Origin of the sequence: Providencia sp. PROV061, assembly GCF_011045655.1 — a bacterium.
Classification (GTDB): domain Bacteria; phylum Pseudomonadota; class Gammaproteobacteria; order Enterobacterales; family Enterobacteriaceae; genus Providencia; species Providencia hangzhouensis.
In genome coordinates this window covers 2,084,661-2,102,551 of the sequence record NZ_CP042861.1, presented here as the reverse complement: position 1 = coordinate 2,102,551, position 17,891 = coordinate 2,084,661, and the positions used below count along the sequence as shown (strand labels likewise).

Genomic DNA, 17,891 nt, shown 5'->3' with positions numbered 1-17,891 from the left:
CAGTTCAATATCAGATAGCCTTGGTTTAGCTTTCACAGTAGATAAGGTATCATTAATCAACAATGTATAGTGAATACCAATAAATTAACCACTATCAATCTACTATATAACCATCGAAATGGTGAAAACGTTGCAAGATAATAAAAAACAACCTACTTTTTTTATTCATGACTATGAAACTTTTGGTAAGCGCCCTGCTCTTGATCGGCCTGCGCAATTTGCAGGCGTCCGCACCGACCTTGATTTTAATATCATTGAAGAGCCAGAGGTTTTTTATTGCGCTCCAGCTGATGACTATTTGCCGCAACCTGAAGCCGTCATGATCACTGGGATCACCCCACAGGTCGCATTATCTCAAGGCGTTAATGAAGCCGAGTTTGCTAAACGAATTCATGCGGCTTTTAGTGTCCCCAATACCTGCATTATGGGTTACAACAATATTCGTTTCGATGATGAAGTTACCCGTAATATTTTTTATCGAAATTTTTATGACCCGTATGCCTATAGTTGGCAACAAGGAAATTCACGTTGGGATTTACTCGACACTTTGCGTGCCTGTTTTGCGCTTCGCCCTGAAGGTCTTCAATGGCCAGAGAATGAAGATGGCCTGCCGAGTATGCGTTTAGAACATTTAACTAAAGCGAATGGTGTTGCTCATGAAAATGCTCACGATGCAATGTCTGACGTTTTAGCCACCATTAACATGGCCAAACTGTTGAAAGCCGCTCAACCCAGAATGTTTGATTATTTTTATCAATTAAGAAATAAAAACAAAATAAGTCAACTTATTGATATTGTAGAAATAACACCACTAGTTCATGTGTCTGGTATGTTTGGTGCATTACGTTCTTATGTCAGCTTAGTCGCTCCTCTTGCTTGGCACCCTGACAACAAAAATGCCGTTATTATGTGTGATTTATCTGCTGATATCTCACCATTAGTTGAGTTAGATGTTCAACAATTGCGTACCCGATTATATACACCTAAAGCTGAATTGGCAGGCGCTTCTCCCGTTCCTGTAAAACTCGTTCACATTAATAAGTGCCCTATTTTAGCACCAGAAAAAACACTGCGCCCTGAAGATGCGGAACGAACCGGTGTTGACCGTGACTTGTGTATGCGCAATCTGGAAACTTTACGCAAGAACCCTGAAATTCGTAATAAATTAATTGAGTTATTTAGCGAACCACAAGTATTTACAGAGTCGGATGATGTCGATACACAAATTTATAATGGATTCTTTAGTCCTTCTGACCGCTCAACCATGGATATTATTCGTGAAACATCGCCACAGAACTTGCCTGCATTGGAACTCAGTTTTGAAGATAAGCGCATGAAAGAGCTCTTCTTTCGCTATAAAGCACGTAACTACCCTGCCACCTTGTCTTATGATGAGCAGCAACGCTGGTTACAGCACCGTAGAGACTACTTTAGTGAAGAGCGTTTAACAGAATATATGCAACAAATACAGCTATTACTTGTAGAGCATCAACATGATGAAAAGCGTTGCCAACAATTAAAAGCATTGATTAGCTATGCGAGAGATCTCGCCAGTTAATTTAGTAATAAAAAAGGCAGATATTGAAACGTTTCCCAATACCTGCCTTTTGTTATTTATACGACGCGTTCATTAATGATCATGAGTATGAGCGCATCCACAATCCCCTTCCCAATTTTTGCGTTTAGTTGTTTTACCTAAACCGGGGTTCATTGTATTTGTTGGGTCAGATTGTTTATAAAATGATTTTAATTGTTCTGGAGCTTTATATAAATGCCCTACGTTATGTTCCGCAGGATATTGAGCCCCCCTTTCATCTAATAAAGCTAACATTTTTTCTTTTAGTTCTTTCGGGTCAACGCCTTTTTTCAAAACATAGTCTTGGTGCATAACATGGCACATAAAATGACCGCAGTATAATTTATGAACTAATAGCTTTTCAATTTCTGGTGGTAATGTTTCAAACCAATTTCTATCATTGCGACGTAAAGCAATGTCGAGAGGTAATACATCTTCCACATCTTTATTATGAACAGCGTGATAACGAACAGCGGAGCCAGCAGCGGCAAAGCGGTGTAAAAATGCTTTTGCCCCCTCTTCTGGTGTACATTCAAAATAGCCGCCATCGGCGCTTGCAAAATAAGATTTTAGCCAAACTTTAGCCTCATCAATGCCATCTCCGGCCATTTTTAACATTAAATGGTGTTCATAACGATCACGAAACTCTTTCATACGTGGTGGTAAATGGGAAGGCCATAATTTACTGAGAACCTGCATAGTACGGTCAATCAGATTTGATGGCAGGAATGGGACTTTATTTAATACTGCATCAATACGCCCTTTAATAGTGAAAAACATTGGCATTTTGTCAGTGCCAAATTTATCAATCATTAAAAAGGTATCTTTACCATAAACTTCTGCTATATCGAAGCAACCACGGTGCATATATTCACCTGCAACTGGCAGGTTTTTAAATTCACTTAAAATATAACGGCGTATATCTTCCAAAACGTCAGGGTTATTTGAACCGATATAAAATACCTGTGTTTTTTTATCGGCAGGGAAGGTATCTAAACGAACCGCAAACACGGCTAATTTTCCTGCGCACCCTGATGCTTCAAATAGACGACGTTCATCCGCGTTAAAGCGTGATGGTGTATCTGCATCGACATCACGAACGCGTTCTGCATACTCATGGTCAGAAGCGAGTTTATCGCTAACTTGTACGTCTTCACTACTATAGCCACGATTTTGTAAATTCGTCAGGATTTCTTCTGGTGTGTTACCTAAATCAATACCTAGGTGATTGACAAGCTCCACTTTTCCATCGTCACTGACTCGGCCATAAAGAGCAAGCTCAGTATAGGCGGGGCCTCTACGCACTAATGAACCGCCAGAACTATTACAAATACCACCCACAACTGAAGCTCCAATACAAGAAGAGCCAATCAAAGAGTGCGGTTCACGCCCTAATGGTTTTAAGATTTTCTCCAAGTCGTACAAAGTACTCCCCGGCATCGCAACGACTTGGTTGAATTCCGGTAAAACTTGAATTTGGTTTAATTTCAACGTACTAATAATGACGATATCGCGATCATAGTCATAGCCACTCGGTGTCGACCCTTCGGTTAACCCTGTATTAGCCGCTTGCATCAGGACAATTTTGTCTGCTTCAACACACGCCTTGAAAACATACCACTGTTCGAGCAATGTTGTTGGAAATACAACCGCGATTGCATCCCCCATACCAGAGCGGAAGCCTTTACGATAACGTTCTGTTTTATGTGGCTCTGTTAAAATATTTTTTTTGCCAACAATATTCCTAAGCGTCAGTAATAACCGTTGATTCTCAGGTTTCTTTGCATCATTCATTTGTGTGCCTTATTAATCGAATTCGTGATTATCATAGTTCTGCATTATGTGTTGTAACAACAATATCACATAACATTATGATGTTAATAGGCTACACGCTTTATCTTAAATAATTCTTAACGGATAAAAAAATAGCGCCTTAAGGCGCTATTTTTGAATCTAATTCTGGACATATTCAAAATAGTTCGTGTTGTAGCAAGACGCCGAGCAAAACGATCATGGGGAGCATACATAAGTATGTGACCCATGTCGTTTTGAGAACGCAACGCAGCTACAGCGCGAAATATGAAGAATATTTGTTAAACGTCGCTCATTTGCGGCATAGGCCGCTTAAACATACGTGTCAGCACAGCCATATAGACCAAACCAACTGCCGTCCAAACCAACCCGTAAACCATTGAGTCTTCTTCGATATTCAGCCATAACACACACACTGTCAGTGTACCAATAACAGGCAAAATCAAGTAATTCAGGATATTTTTGAGCCCTGTCATGCGGCGTTCACGAATAAAGAATTGGCTGATAACCGAAATATTAACAAAAGTAAACGCGATTAACGCACCAAAGTTAATTAACGCGGTTGCAAAATCCATTTCAAACCAGATAGCGCCTAATGCCAAGAAACCAACCATTAGTACGTTGTATGCCGGAGTACGCCATGTTGGGCTTACATAACCAAACACTTTTTCTGGGAATACCCCATCACGCCCCATAACGTACATTAAACGTGCGCTACCTGCGTGAGCCGCCATACCTGACGCTAATACCGTAACACATGAGAAAACCAGAATGATTGACTGGAAGAATGCACCAGCAACAAAACGCATAATATCTGGCTGTGTTTCATTAATATTCTTAAAACGTGAAACATCAGGGAAATACTGCTGTAAGAAGAAAGAAACAGTAATAAAAATAATTCCACCGATTAACGCGGTTAAGAAAATAGCACGTGGGATCACTTTGCCTGCATTAGGTGTTTCTTCTGACAGTGAGCTTAATCCGTCGAAACCTAAGAATGAGAAACAAAGGATTGTTGCCCCAGCAATAAGCGGGATCACTTCGGTTTTTTCATTAGCAAATGGGTTAAATGTCCAAATCTCACCTGAACCTTCACCATTTGAAACGCCGTGAATCACTAAGCCCGTAAAGACCGCCATTACCCCAATTTGGATAATCGCAATCACAGTACTTAAATTCGCTATCACGTTGATACCGCGTAAGTTTGCTGCTGTCATTAATATGACTAATCCCACAACAAAAATCGCTGGCTCAACATTAGGGAAGATATCTTGTAAATAAATTTTAGCCAATAAGATGTTGATCATTGGCATAAAAATATAGGACAGCAAGGATGTCCAACCCACCAAGAAGCCAATATGTGGGCTCATTGATTTTTGGGCGTAAGTGTACGCTGAACCGGCTGATGGGAAACGTTTCACCAATTTACCATAGCTCAGAGCAGTAAACAGTATCGCAGCAAGTGCAATAATGTATGAAGTTGGAACATGTCCACCGGTTTTATCTGACACCATTCCGAAGGTATCAAATATCGTCATTGGCTGGATATACGCAATACCGATCATGACCACTTGCACCAATGTTAAGGTTTTTGCAAGTTGTACGCGGTTATTCGCACCCGTTTGATTGTGACCGATGTCTAATGGAATTGGCGTATTATTTTGCACGTCTAAGCCCTCCCATAACTTTCGATTGCATACTACTTCGGCTTAATCGACAGTTACTGGGAAGACTTTGCATCTGCCTATAGGCAGAGAAAAACGAAGAAAGGGAGAAAGGCGTGTGAGCGAAGCCACCGAGAGCCCCGTAGTCATCGATACGGCAGCCGCCAGCGCCTGGCCCTGCTGCGAATGCGAAAAAGTAAGCCATAAAAGCATTCCTCAAATCGGTAGCGTAAAATGTTTGCTACACGTAAATATTAAAATTATCTCTCCGGCTCTATGTCCGGCCCCGCTAGAATGAACGTTCCTAAAAACAAAAAAACCGATGCTTCATTTGATTAAGCATCAGTTATTTTTTAGTTCGCGCATTTTGCACGCCATAACCACAAATAGCAAGTTAAATTGTTAACAAATCACCCTATTTTCCATGAGAAATTTTGATTATTTCTGACTTTTTACCCTATCTGCTTATAACTTTTTTTTCTTATGGTTTTAATCAGCAAAAAACCCTTTGGTAGAAGCCAAAGGGTTTGGATTAATCGAGATTAATTATTCGATTAGAAGTTGTAGTTGATGCCAAAGTTGTAACGACGACCATCAAGTACTTTATCATTGGACTCCGTAGTTAAACGCTTATCAAAGATATTATACATACCTGCTACTAAATTGATGTTTTTATCAATATGGTAGCTCGCACCGATATCAACAAAAGTATAAGAAGGTCTTTCTTTACTCATACTAGTTCTGGAGAGATAGGAGCTACTTTTTCCGTTAAAGTTAACACGATTCCACAATTGAAGATCTTCAGTCGCTTGCCAAGTTAAAGAACCATTTGCCATATGTTTCGGTGTACGGCTTAAAGGCTTACCTTTGAACTTACCACTTTTTTGCTCAGAATCAGAATAAGTATAGTTAGCAGCAAATGCGAGATCCGTTGTAATATCCCAGTTGAATGTCAGCTCAGCACCGCGAAGGTTTGCTTTATCAACGTTCTCTCTTTCACTAATAAATTTGTATGCTTTCCCATCATACATACATTCACCGCTAGCGACTGTACCTGTATTTCCATCTTTATCTTTTGTTGAATCCGTGCAGCTACGTACTTCCATGATTTTATCTTTAAATTCAGTATTAAAGAATGTCACTCCGACATTCAAGTTATCTTGATTATTCCAGATAAACCCAAGTTCTTGTGTAACACTCTTTTCAGGTTTTAAATCTGGATTACCGATAATAACAGCTGGATCACCGCCCCCCCCTGTTGATTGCCCCCAATTTGGTGCAACTTGCCTTAACTCAGGTGAACGATACCCTGTTGAGATACCACCTTTAATTACCCATTCATCAGAGGTATGCCAAACACCGTATAAACGAGGAGTCCAATGAGAACCGAAGTTTTCATCTTTATCCATACGGACCCCCCCCGTTAAAGCAAAGTCATTGGTCATCATCCATTCGTCTTCAGCAAATAATGCCCAACTGTAACGAGTTAATTTATCAACATCTGCTGCAGAAGCTAATTGATTTCCTTTATCACGGAGATCTTCATAACGATATTGCCCACCAATACTCAAAGTATGGTCACCAAGATTAAATACTGTTTGGTTTTTAACTAAAGTATCGTTATATTCCATTTTACGACTTGGATTTTTTGTTTCATCGCGTTGTACAAATGTTTCCATTGCACCCCACTCATAAATACCGTTATGCGTAACTGCATAGTTGTTTTTCCGGTATGTCACATTTGAATCATCACATTTTTTAGTAACTTTATTTGCACCTTTACCCGTAGTACACATCAATGAACCCGATTTTCCAGCCGTTGTATTTCTTTCTTGTTCGTCGTGTTTGAAATCAAAGTCAAAGGTATTAAATTCATCAGGTGTTAGTGTTAGAGTTGTACCAATAGCGCCAACTTTCTGTTCGTTGTAACCTCCGACAAATTTATCTTCCCAACGTTTGGAATAAATTCCATTTACTTTCATCCCCAGCAGACCATCAACTAATGGACCAGATGCATAAAAACTGCCTTGACCTTCATTTCCTGAATCACGATGAGAATTGATTGTGGTATCCGCACGCAGACTACCATTCCACTCTTTTCCTACTTTGCGGGTAATAATATTAATTACCCCCCCCATCGCATCTGAACCATATAATGAAGACATAGGACCACGTACTACTTCAATACGTTCAATTGCAGGTAATGGTGGTAACCAACCTTGCTCAATACCTGAACCATCACTATTTGGGCGAGTGCTGCGTGTATCAACACGCTTTCCATCAACCATAATCATGGTATATTTTGCATCCATACCACGAATACTAATATCGGATTTACTCCCACCACCAGTAACCTGAACGCCAGGTAAATCTTTTAACGCATCAGTGACATCTTTATAAGCTTTGTTCTCGAGTTGTTCGCGAGTTACTACAGAAATAGACGCAGGTGCATCTTCAATTTTCTGTTGATAACCTGATGCTGTTGTTACATAGATTTTATCTTTACTGTCATCAGCAAATGCAGGTGCCGCAGCAATAGCCGCAATTATGCTAATTGCCACTTTTCTTTTATTAAAAACAACCATTCCCAACTCTCCAAGAGATATTTTGTTTTATATATGAATTGATTTGCTCACATTGATTTCATTGAATCAAAAAATATTTTTTATTATTGGGGTATTTAAATACCCATAGGAAATCCATGGTAAAAACCATTATATAATTCAATTAAATTTCCTGTGGGTAATTACTATTAATTAATATTTAATTTGTTTTTTTATATTACATCCTCTCATTTTATTTTTATTTAATGTGCTTGCCGAGTGCTGCAAGCACATTATTCCATTACGATATTAACTTGCTAATTTATCAACCAGCCCATCTATTAGGACTTGCGGAACACCTTGCGAACAACGTTCGATACGACCGCGTACACCATAGACCTCAGCAAGGCTTTCAGGGGTAATTACCTCAGCAGGTTCACCTTGAGCAATTAAATTACCTTGCTTCAGCATTAATACATGTTCTGCGTGTTTGAGTGCAATATTAATATCATGAACCACCACAACCGTGATTATATTTCGACGCTTCGTTTCTTTCGCGACTAAATCCATCACATGATATTGGTAATTTAAATCCAGTGCACTTAAAGGTTCATCTAATAACAATAAGTTGGGTTGACGAATTAAAGATTGTGCCAAACCCACTAATTGTTTTTGACCACCTGAAAGTTGGTCTAAATAACTTAACGCCAAATGTTCAATACCCAATTGACGTAATAACCCCATCACTTCGTCTTTACTATTCTCATTGCTCAAACCGCCTGAAGCACGTTGAGCAACAATCACTGACTCTAAAACATACAGATGTACACCAGCAGGTAACGTTTGCGGTAAATACACCACATTTTGTGCTCGCTGGGCAAAACTCTGTTGGGTTAAGTCCTGACCATCCAGTAACAGCTGCCCTGTTGCCTTATTTAACCCCGCCAACGACCGTAATAATGTGGATTTACCACTACCATTTGGCCCAAGTAATACCGTGATCTTGCCGCGAGGTAAGATATCCGTCGATAGGTTCTCAATTACGGGGCGCTTTGGGTAACCTGCATTAAATTGGTTAATAATCAGGCCACTCATGATACGTTCCCTCTATGACGTAAAATAATGCTTAAGAAGAACGGCACACCCACTAACGATGTCACAATCCCAACAGGAATAATCACACCCGGAATAATATTCTTCGATGCAATTGAGGCCATTGATAAGATTAACGCCCCAATTAATGCACTTGCTGGCAGATAAAAACGGTGATCTTCACCAAAAATCAACCTTGCAATATGCGGCGCGACTAAACCAATAAAGGCGATAGGCCCCACAAACGCCACCGCTAAAGCCGATAAAATACTAATACGTAATAATGTTGTTAGCCTTAAACGGCGCACATCAATACCGAAACTGATCGCCCTATCTTCACCCAACCTTAAAGCCGTTAATTTCCATGAACTCATCATGGCAATCGGGAAAACAAGCGCGAAAACCAATGCCATCACACCAAGTTTTACCCATGTTGCTTTTGATAAACTGCCCATCGTCCAAAAAACTAAACCTTGCAAAGTGTCTTCTGTTGCGATGAATTGCATCATAGAAACCAATGCATTAAAGGTAAACACAAGTGCAATACCGAACAATACGACACCTGAGGTTGCTACACGCGTCCAGCGAGTTACCGCGTCTAACATCAAGGCTGCTAATAATGCAAAAATAAAGGCATTGGCTGATATTACCCATTGGTCAGGCACGCCTGGAATTGCAATGCCAGAAACAATCGCCAATGCGGCACCAAAAGCCGCCGCATTAGATACCCCTAGTGTAAATGGGCTCGCTAACGGGTTATTAAGGATCGTTTGCATTTCAGCACCAGCAAGTCCTAAAGACATGCCGATCACCACGGCCATCAATGCATATGGCAAACGGATATCCCAAACAATGACTCGAGTTCCTGCATCAACTGCTTCTGGGGTCATTAAGGTTTGCCATAAGCGTTCAAGGGATAACCCTGAAGGACCTAAGGTGAAATCAATAACCAGTGATAATAAAATCGCAGCGACGATAACAGCTATCCATGTCAATCGACGACGCAACATATTTTGATAATGTTGTTTTACATTGTTGTCAGCCTGAATCGCTGCTTTTTCAGCCGCAACTATTGGCTCGCTCGTAATACTCATCAATTCTTACCCATTTTCATTACTTTTCGCTGACCCAATATACACCGGTTGGTTCGATAGCGAGAAACTCTCTATGTAATTCATCCAGTGTTTTTTGCGGTTCAAGATCGGTAAATTGTTCTGGGTAAAACCATTTGGCGAAAACTTGCGTCGCAATCACATTGTATGGAGAGTTATAATAATTGTGCCAGATAGCATAATCTTGCTTATCTTTTATGGCTGATAGCGAGCTAATTCCTTTACGTTCAGTTATTTTTTTCAGGCTTTCTTTCGCATCAGCTAATGAACTTTGCGCCCCTAATTGAACGCCTGCATCTTTACTTCCCGGTGCTTTTGCTCCAGATGCAATGTAAATATTTGGGTCCGCAGCAATGATTTTCTCTAAGTTCATCGTACCAAGCGCGCCCGGCAAAACGCCTTTAGCAATATTTTTACCACCAGCTAAATCAATAAAGTTCCCCATATTTCCATCGCCAGCGGTACCACAGCAATCTTCAAATGCTCCTGCACGTAACTCAATAAAAACACTTGGTTTTTTATCTTCTGGTATTTTAGAAGTAATATCAGTGACTAATTTTTGGTTTCTTTCATAAAAATCGACATATTTATTTGCTGCCTGTTCGCGGTTCAACGCTTTACCAAGTAAACGCATACTTGGTAATGTGTTTTCCAGTGGTTTATCACGGAAATCCACAAATACAACAGGCACGCCGGCTTTCTCAAGCTGGTTAACTAATTCACTGTTTTTACCCGGCCCATGGCCTGACAAACCAAAAATCGCAATATCAGGGTTTAGGGTTAATACTTTTTCTGAACTGACGCTATCTGCGCTGGTATTACCAATCAGTGGAATATTGTCAATTTCAGGGAATTTAGCTTTATAAACAGCGTAGGTTTGAGGGTCTAGTTTTCGAAGGTCACCTTGCCAACCGACAATTCGGTCAATAGGTTTATCACCTTCCAGCAGAGCTATTGCACTAAACAGGCGCCCTTCACCTAATAAAATGCGATTAACATTATCAGGAACCTCAACAGTACGGCCTGCAATATCAGTCACTGTTGCAGCCCAAGCGCTCATACTGGCACTTGCTAATAACGCTAAACCTATTCCTTTTACTACCGACCTAGCTACAGACTTCTTGGCTACCGACGACATAGTATTAAGCTCCACTATTAACCTCATTGACTTACCTTTTTTTTATGCGGTAACAATAAAGCAAATAAGAATACTTATCAATACGATTATTAGTTTAATCATGACTTTCATCAATGGAATTCTGTGACCATTATCGTAAAGCCAAACATTCAGCCTATTTTACCGCCAAAATGCAGGTTTGTTGCGCTATATATAAAAAAACAGCACCCTATAAAGAGTGCTGTTTTTTATGATAGATATTCTAAGAATATTATTTATCTAAATTTTCTCGGTAACTTGGAAAGCTCATATCTTTATAGCGAATAAACGTTGTTTTCTTCACTATCTTATAACCAAACCAAATTGCTAAAAACAGCGGAATTCCAATATAAGTTGCCGTAACCCCTACCCAATCAATTTTATCTTCTAAAAAGGCTTGGTAGTTTTGGCCTAATGTAATTGTTAAACACAAAATAAAGGCAAAAATAGGACCAATTGGGAAGAAACCTGAACGATAAGGTAAGTCATTAAGATCTTTCCCTTGTGCAATATAGCCTCTACGGAAACGATAATGGCTAATTGCAATACCTAACCAAGCAATAAACCCTGTCATCCCCGATGTATTTAATAGCCACAAGTACACCGTCTGGTTTCCAAACATGGAACTCAAGAAACATAAGCCCGCAATAACCGTCGTTGCTAACAACGCATAACGAGGTACGCCACCTTTAGATAAACGAGCGAAAATACGTGGTGCTTTACCTTCACGCGCTAAGGTATACAACATACGCGTTGATGCGTACATACCCGAGTTACCTGCCGATAATACTGCCGTTAAGATAACCGCATTCATCACCGCAGCAGCAGATAATAAACCTGCATTTTCAAATACTAAAGTGAATGGACTCACACTAATATCTTTTACATCATTACGCAGTAAGCTTGGATCAGTATAAGGAATGATCAAACTAATAATTAAGATTGCAAAGATATAGAATAACAATATCCGCCAAAATACTTTGCGTACTGCTTTGGGAATATTTTTGGCAGGATCTTTCGATTCCCCCGCAGCAATACCGATTAATTCAGTTCCTTGGAATGAGAACCCAACTATCATTGCCACGCCAATCATTGCTGAAAAACCACCCGCAAAAGGTGCATCACCAATTTCCCAGTTATGCCACCCGGCATTTTCCGCACCGCTCATGATGCCAAAAATCATTAATACGCCAACAACAATAAAAATAACGACTGTGGTGACTTTTATTAATGAGAACCAGTATTCCGCCTCACCAAACCCTTTCACAGAGATGAAATTCAGTAAGAAAATAATCGCAAGGAAAATAGCGCTCCAAATCCAACCTGGGGTATCTGGGAACCAATAGGTCATCACCAATTGAGCAGCAACTAAGTCAACTGCAATTGTTACAGCCCAGTTGTACCAGTAGTTCCACCCTAGTGCGAAACCAAAACCTTCATCGACATATTTTGCACCATAGGTTGCAAATGAGCCTGAGACAGGCATATAAGCGGCTAATTCACCTAAACTGGTCATTAAAAAATAGACCATTAAGCCAATGATAGCATAAGAAAGGAGTGCTCCACCGGGGCCTGCTTGTGCAACCGTTGCACCGGATGCAACGAATAAACCGGTACCGATAGATCCACCGATAGCAATCATCGCAAGATGGCGCGCCTTTAACTCACGGCGTAGTCTTTGTGGGCCGCCCTGCGAGATAGTATTGGTATGTTGTTCTGACATTTGTTCCCTGTATTTTATTATTCAGCTAATATCGCATGGATTCTAGCAAAATAGACTGTGAGAACTAAGCAACTCTTCACTGTTATAAGATACCTTCATAATTCATACAAAATTATAAGTAAAACGCGTTATCTCAAAAAATTCAGTATACCCTCTTAATAAGAGGACGACGTTTTATTCTCTTTATCGTGTCTGTAGCGGCAAATGTGACTGTTCAAGGCACATAAAAAGTGCAGCCAACAACGCGATAGCCTATCACTAGTGCAACACATTCACTGCAATCCTCTATAGCTTTTAGCGTGTCGCTAGGCGGCAATTGAGACTATCCAAGGAGCATACATTAGTATGTGACTTGGGTCGTCGATTGCAGCCAACAACGCGACAGGTTAAAAGATGACGAGGATTTTTAATTACAGTAAGACAGAAGATTAGTAATCGCACTCGAAATATGCTTTTGACGGTGATAAATCAAATATAGCGTTCTTTCTAAATGAAGTTCGTCTATTTTTAATTCGACTAGAGAGCAATTTTCTAATTGTTCTTCGATCACTCGACGTGATAAACAGCTTATACCTATTCCATAACGAACTGCATGCTTGATAGCTTCTGAATTTCCTAGCTCCATCAAAATATGAAAGCCCGGAAGATGTGCAAATAATAGTTGGTCAAGGACATCCCGTGTACCTGACCCCCTTTCACGCAAAATCCAAGGCGCGTCACGCAAATCTTTTAAAGAGACTTTTTTATTCGCTAATGGGTTTTGGGGGGAAACAAAAATAACGAGCTCATCTTTTAACCATGCTTTAGAAATTAATTCAGGGCTATGACAAACACCTTCAATTAACCCAACATCCGCCCTAAATTCCATGACTGCCTTAATAATTTCTTCTGTATTACTAATAAAAAGCTCTAAAGGAATATCAGGGTGGTCATGACGATACCCCGCTAAGACTTCAGGTAAAATATAATTACCAATCGTTGTACTGGCAGCAAGACGCACGGCGCCCATCTCTTTTTTAAAGAGTTGCTCAACTTCTAACCCTTGCTCTAATAACGCTAACGCTTTTGGATATAAAAGTCTTCCGTGCTCATTAGTAACAAGTCGTTTACCCACACGGTCAAATAATTGAACGCCTAATTGACCTTCTAAATCCGTTAGCGACGCACTGACTGCAGATTGTGAAAGCGCTAATAACTGAGATGCTTGCGTCGTGGAGCCACTCTTTAATACTTCCGTAAAAACCTCAAGTTGCCTAAGTGTAATTCGCATAAAGGTAAGCCCCAACGTGATTTTTAGTATTTGTAATAATAATGTTAATATTAACGATTTATTTGCAATATTCCAGAAGAAACTTTCTAATCTATTTTAGTGGTAGATTATATGAAGACAATCAATTTAAATTATTATTGATTTTGTTATATCCTTATTACTAAATCTTATAAGCGGTAATAAAGAGCATTATCATGAATAAAAGTGACACCAGCACCCTTGAGCGGAATAACCTAAATCCTATATTAAAACTGATACCCGGTATTATTTTAGCTGGTATTCTGACTGCTATTGCAATTTACCTAGGTGACCAACCTTGGTTTATGGATATCGGCTTAGGTGCATTAACCCTCGCAATCTTATTAGGAATTATTGTAGGGAATACTTTTTACCCCGTAGCCAGTCAATCTTGTGATGCCGGCATTAAATTTGCTAAGCACTATTTTCTCCGTGCGGGTATAATTTTGTATGGTTTTCGCCTTACTTTCCAACAAATTACGGATGTAGGTGCTACAGGGGTTATCATTGATGCCTTAACATTAACCTCAACTTTTTTATTAGCATATTGGCTAGGTAAAAAAGTGTTCGGTCTTGATGAAGAAACCACGTTATTGATTGGTGCAGGTAGTAGCATTTGTGGCGCAGCCGCAGTCATGGCTACTGAACCCGTGGTGAAAGCTTCTGCAAGTAAAGTTGCGGTTGCCGTATCAACGGTTGTTATCTTTGGGACTATTTGTATTTTTGTTTATCCTTGGATTTACCAATTAAATGCGCACTTTGGCTGGTTTCCTGCAACAGAAGAAACTTTTGGGATTTATATCGGTTCAACAGTACATGAAGTTGCACAGGTTGTTGCAGCAGGCCACACTATTGGTACTGAGGCAGAAAATGCCTCTGTCATCGCCAAAATGATCCGTGTAATGATGCTTGCGCCTTTTTTGATTATTTTATCGGCTTTCTTAAGCCGTAAAACAGCCGCAAACCAAACAACAAACACTCAGAAAAGTAAAATTACGATTCCTTGGTTCGCCGTATTTTTTATTGTTGTCGCAGGTTTCAATTCACTCAATTTACTGCCCCATGTATTAGTACAACAAATCATAGCCTTGGATACGATTTTACTGGCTATGGCAATGGTTGCTTTAGGGTTAACTACCCATGTTAGTGCTATTCGCCAAGCGGGTATTAAGCCATTACTGATGGCACTTATCCTATTTGTTTGGTTGATTGTCGGTGGGCTCTTAATTAACATACTGATTCAAAGCATTTTTTAGCATATATTCTCCTCATTTTTAGCCACCTCAATGGGTGGCTTTTTTGTTGATTTCATTTATTTGCTTATTAATGGCATACTCCAACAAAAAGGAGTCAAAAATGAAATATATTGGAGCACATGTCAGCGCCTCTGGTGGGGTTGACCAAGCTGTTATTCGCGCACATGAAATCAATGCAACCGCTTTTGCTTTGTTCACAAAAAATCAGCGCCAATGGAAAGCTGCGCCACTAAGCGAAGACGTAATTAAGAAATTTAAAGATAACTGCAAAAAATATGGGTACGGTAAACACCAAATCCTTCCTCATGACAGCTATTTGATCAATTTAGGTCACCCCGAATTTGAGGCTCTAGAGAAATCTCGTGTCGCTTTTATCGATGAAATGCAGCGTTGTGAACAATTAGGTATTGATTTACTTAACTTTCACCCCGGTAGTCATTTAAAGAAAATTGAAATTGACGATTGTTTAGCTCGCATTGCTGAATCTATTAATATTGCGCTTGCTGAGACCGAAGGCGTGACCGCTGTAATTGAAAACACGGCGGGACAAGGCACTAACTTAGGCTTTGACTTTACGCATCTTGCAAAAATTATTGAACGGGTGAAAGATAAAAGCCGTGTAGGCGTTTGTATTGATACTTGCCACGCATTTGCCGCAGGTTATGACTTACGCACAGCCGAAGATTGTGACAACACATTTAGCCAATTTGCAGATATTGTTGGTTTTGAGTTTCTAAAGGGAATGCACCTTAATGATGCTAAAAGTGAATTTGCCAGTCGTGTTGACCGCCACCATAGTTTAGGTGAAGGGAATATTGGTTTTGTTCCATTCACATATATTATGCAAGATAGCCGTTTCGATGGTATCCCCTTGATTTTAGAAACCATTAATCCCGATATTTGGCCGCAAGAAATTGCATGGTTGAAAGCACAGCAAAGTAGCTAATTATTGGCTTTCTAATATAACAACCCCCGCATTATCATGTGGGGGTTGTTTGAAATTCATTAACTATAACGATTTCATTTCAATTTTTGCCATCATATCCGCTAATTTGTTTCTATTTTTTAAACCGACATCTGGCTGAGAAACGGATAGTGCAGAAATTGCGGTCGCCATACGTAACGTATGCTCGCTGGACTCACCATTGAGTAACCCATAAGCTAGCCCTGCTACCATCGAGTCACCAGCCCCAACCGTGCTTATCACTTCACAATGTGGCGGTTTCGCCAGCCAAGAACCCGAAGCATTAACCCACAGAGCCCCTTCTTCTCCTAATGAAATAACAACATGAGAAATTCCTTTGTCTCTTAACTCATGCGCTGCGGCTACAACATCTTGTAAATCTGGCAGTTTTCGGCCAACCCAACTTTCTAATTCATGACGATTAGGTTTTACTAGCCATGGTGACGCTTTCAAACCTGCCTTTAAGGCTTCTCGGCTACTATCGAAAATAATACATGGGCATAATTGGCGAAGGCGAGTCATCCAACGAGTGAATTCTTCTGGGTCAATACCACTTGGTAAACTTCCGCTGACAACGACCATATCGAAATGGCCTAACCAATTAAGTGATTCGGTAGAGAAACGGTTCCAATCTTCTTTACTGACCTCAAAGCCTGAAAAGTTAAAATCCGTTGACTCCCCATTATTTTCCGTGAGTTTCACGTTAATCCGTGTACGCCCTGGCACCATACTAAAACGGTTCGCCATGCCATTTTCACTGAAAAAATGTTGAAACTCTTCTTGGTTATCCTTTCCCATAAAACCACTAACAGTGATATCAATACCTAAGTCACGGAGCACTTTTGCGACATTGACACCTTTACCACCCGCGTTGAGGCTAGCGGTTTTGACTAAATTGACTTCACCAACTTCGATAGTAGAGCATAAGCCCACAAGGTCGTAAGCAGGATTTAATGTAATTGTAGCAACCCGGCGAGTCATAACCACTAATCTCCCTTATCATGATTATCGTGTCTTTAAATTTAATTATAGTTATAACATTAAAGCATATTGTTTTCAGTGATATTTGTACTTTTTCCTGCTTGTTTTTCTACAAGATTATGTCAGGATCAGCGCGCTGAAAAATAAAATAATAAGGAGAATATATGTCTCAGCATACTCACGTCGTCGCTGGTGTTGGTGTTCTAATCACTAATAAACAGGGGCAAATTTTGATGGGCAAACGCAGTAGTAAACATGCGCCCTATTGGTCCATTTTCGGGGGACATGTGGACCCTGGTGAGTCCTTTGAAGATTGTGCCATTCGCGAAATAAAAGAAGAAATTGGTATTGATATCCAAGCTCCAACTGTTTTTGGTATCAGCAATAATTTACAGACTTATCAACAAGAAGGTAAACATACCGTTTCTATTTGTATGCATGTTGAATATAACGGTGAGGTTGAACCTCAAATTATGGAAGCAGATAAATGTGAAAACTTAATGTGGGTTTCACCTGATAAGCTCCCAGAGCCTCATTTTGAAGCTAGCCGCAATGCTGTTGACCTCTGGCTTACACAACGTTTCTATCACCACAAAGCCTAATCAAGTGTAAACGTACAACATCCTCTTTTTGTACGTTTATCATCCATCCCTTTCTAATTACTCATTTTTCCCTATTTTATTCTATTTACGATATTTACAATACTGCACTCTTACCGTATCAT

14 protein-coding genes are annotated in these 17,891 nt (G+C 40.0%); 4 read left to right on the top strand and 10 right to left on the bottom strand.

Annotation, left to right across the window (positions count from 1 at the left end; all coding sequences use genetic code 11):
• Positions 1-130: 130 nt before the first annotated feature.
• Positions 131-1,558, top strand: coding sequence for an exodeoxyribonuclease I (gene sbcB, locus FVA72_RS09445; RefSeq protein WP_036957613.1), 1,428 nt, complete (start codon positions 131-133; stop codon positions 1,556-1,558).
• Positions 1,559-1,630: 72 nt separating this feature from the next.
• On the opposite strand, the gene dld is transcribed toward sbcB, so the two are convergent.
• From dld to yieE, 9 genes are all read right to left on the bottom strand, one after another.
• A complete protein-coding gene (gene dld, locus FVA72_RS09440; protein WP_004253168.1) occupies positions 1,631-3,370 on the bottom strand; it encodes a D-lactate dehydrogenase in 1,740 nt (579 codons plus the stop codon).
• 299 nt (positions 3,371-3,669) lie between these two features.
• The gene (locus FVA72_RS09435) at positions 3,670-5,055 is read right to left on the bottom strand and encodes an APC family permease (RefSeq protein WP_110591844.1); all 1,386 of its coding nucleotides are present in this window, start codon (positions 5,053-5,055) and stop codon (positions 3,670-3,672) included.
• The gene (locus tag FVA72_RS09430) at positions 5,045-5,257 is read right to left on the bottom strand and encodes a hypothetical protein (RefSeq protein ID WP_004253162.1); all 213 of its coding nucleotides are present in this window, start codon (positions 5,255-5,257) and stop codon (positions 5,045-5,047) included. Before FVA72_RS09430 ends, FVA72_RS09435 begins: the two co-directional genes overlap by 11 nt.
• Before the next feature lie 349 nt (positions 5,258-5,606).
• Positions 5,607-7,637 carry a ligand-gated channel protein gene (locus tag FVA72_RS09425; RefSeq protein WP_110591845.1) on the bottom strand — a complete coding sequence of 677 codons (2,031 nt, stop codon included), beginning with the start codon at positions 7,635-7,637 and terminating at the stop codon, positions 5,607-5,609.
• Positions 7,638-7,904: 267 nt separating this feature from the next.
• Entirely contained in the window at positions 7,905-8,693 is a 789-nt protein-coding gene (locus FVA72_RS09420) for an ABC transporter ATP-binding protein (RefSeq protein WP_094960415.1), read from the bottom strand.
• The gene (locus tag FVA72_RS09415; protein ID WP_110591846.1) at positions 8,687-9,781 is read right to left on the bottom strand and encodes a FecCD family ABC transporter permease; all 1,095 of its coding nucleotides are present in this window, start codon (positions 9,779-9,781) and stop codon (positions 8,687-8,689) included. Before FVA72_RS09415 ends, FVA72_RS09420 begins: the two co-directional genes overlap by 7 nt.
• Positions 9,782-9,800: 19 nt before the next feature.
• Positions 9,801-10,937: an ABC transporter substrate-binding protein gene (locus FVA72_RS09410; protein ID WP_036957608.1), complete on the bottom strand. Its 1,137-nt coding sequence runs from the start codon at positions 10,935-10,937 to the stop codon at positions 9,801-9,803.
• 250 nt (positions 10,938-11,187) lie between these two features.
• Positions 11,188-12,678 carry an amino acid permease gene (locus FVA72_RS09405; protein ID WP_004253146.1) on the bottom strand — a complete coding sequence of 497 codons (1,491 nt, stop codon included), beginning with the start codon at positions 12,676-12,678 and terminating at the stop codon, positions 11,188-11,190.
• Between the two features lie 406 nt (positions 12,679-13,084).
• Complete coding sequence (gene yieE / locus FVA72_RS09400) at positions 13,085-13,948, bottom strand: DNA-binding transcriptional regulator YeiE (RefSeq protein ID WP_110591847.1); 864 nt, start codon at positions 13,946-13,948, stop codon at positions 13,085-13,087.
• 194 nt (positions 13,949-14,142) lie between these two features.
• Between yieE and FVA72_RS09395 the strand changes: the two genes are divergently transcribed.
• Both FVA72_RS09395 and nfo read left to right on the top strand, forming a co-directional pair.
• Positions 14,143-15,222, top strand: a complete 1,080-nt coding sequence (locus tag FVA72_RS09395; RefSeq protein ID WP_110591848.1) for a YeiH family protein — start codon at positions 14,143-14,145, stop codon at positions 15,220-15,222.
• Between the two features lie 100 nt (positions 15,223-15,322).
• A complete protein-coding gene (nfo, locus tag FVA72_RS09390; RefSeq protein ID WP_036957604.1) occupies positions 15,323-16,168 on the top strand; it encodes a deoxyribonuclease IV in 846 nt (281 codons plus the stop codon).
• Positions 16,169-16,231: 63 nt separating this feature from the next.
• Here nfo and fruK read toward each other — a convergent pair whose 3' ends face one another.
• On the bottom strand, positions 16,232-17,167 hold the full coding sequence (gene fruK / locus FVA72_RS09385; protein WP_004253135.1) for a 1-phosphofructokinase: 936 nt from the start codon (positions 17,165-17,167) through the stop codon (positions 16,232-16,234).
• Positions 17,168-17,331: 164 nt separating this feature from the next.
• On the opposite strand from fruK, the gene FVA72_RS09380 reads away from it, so the two are divergent.
• The gene (locus FVA72_RS09380; protein ID WP_004253127.1) at positions 17,332-17,769 is read left to right on the top strand and encodes a nucleotide triphosphate diphosphatase NUDT15; all 438 of its coding nucleotides are present in this window, start codon (positions 17,332-17,334) and stop codon (positions 17,767-17,769) included.
• The last annotated feature ends 122 nt before the right edge of the window (positions 17,770-17,891 follow it).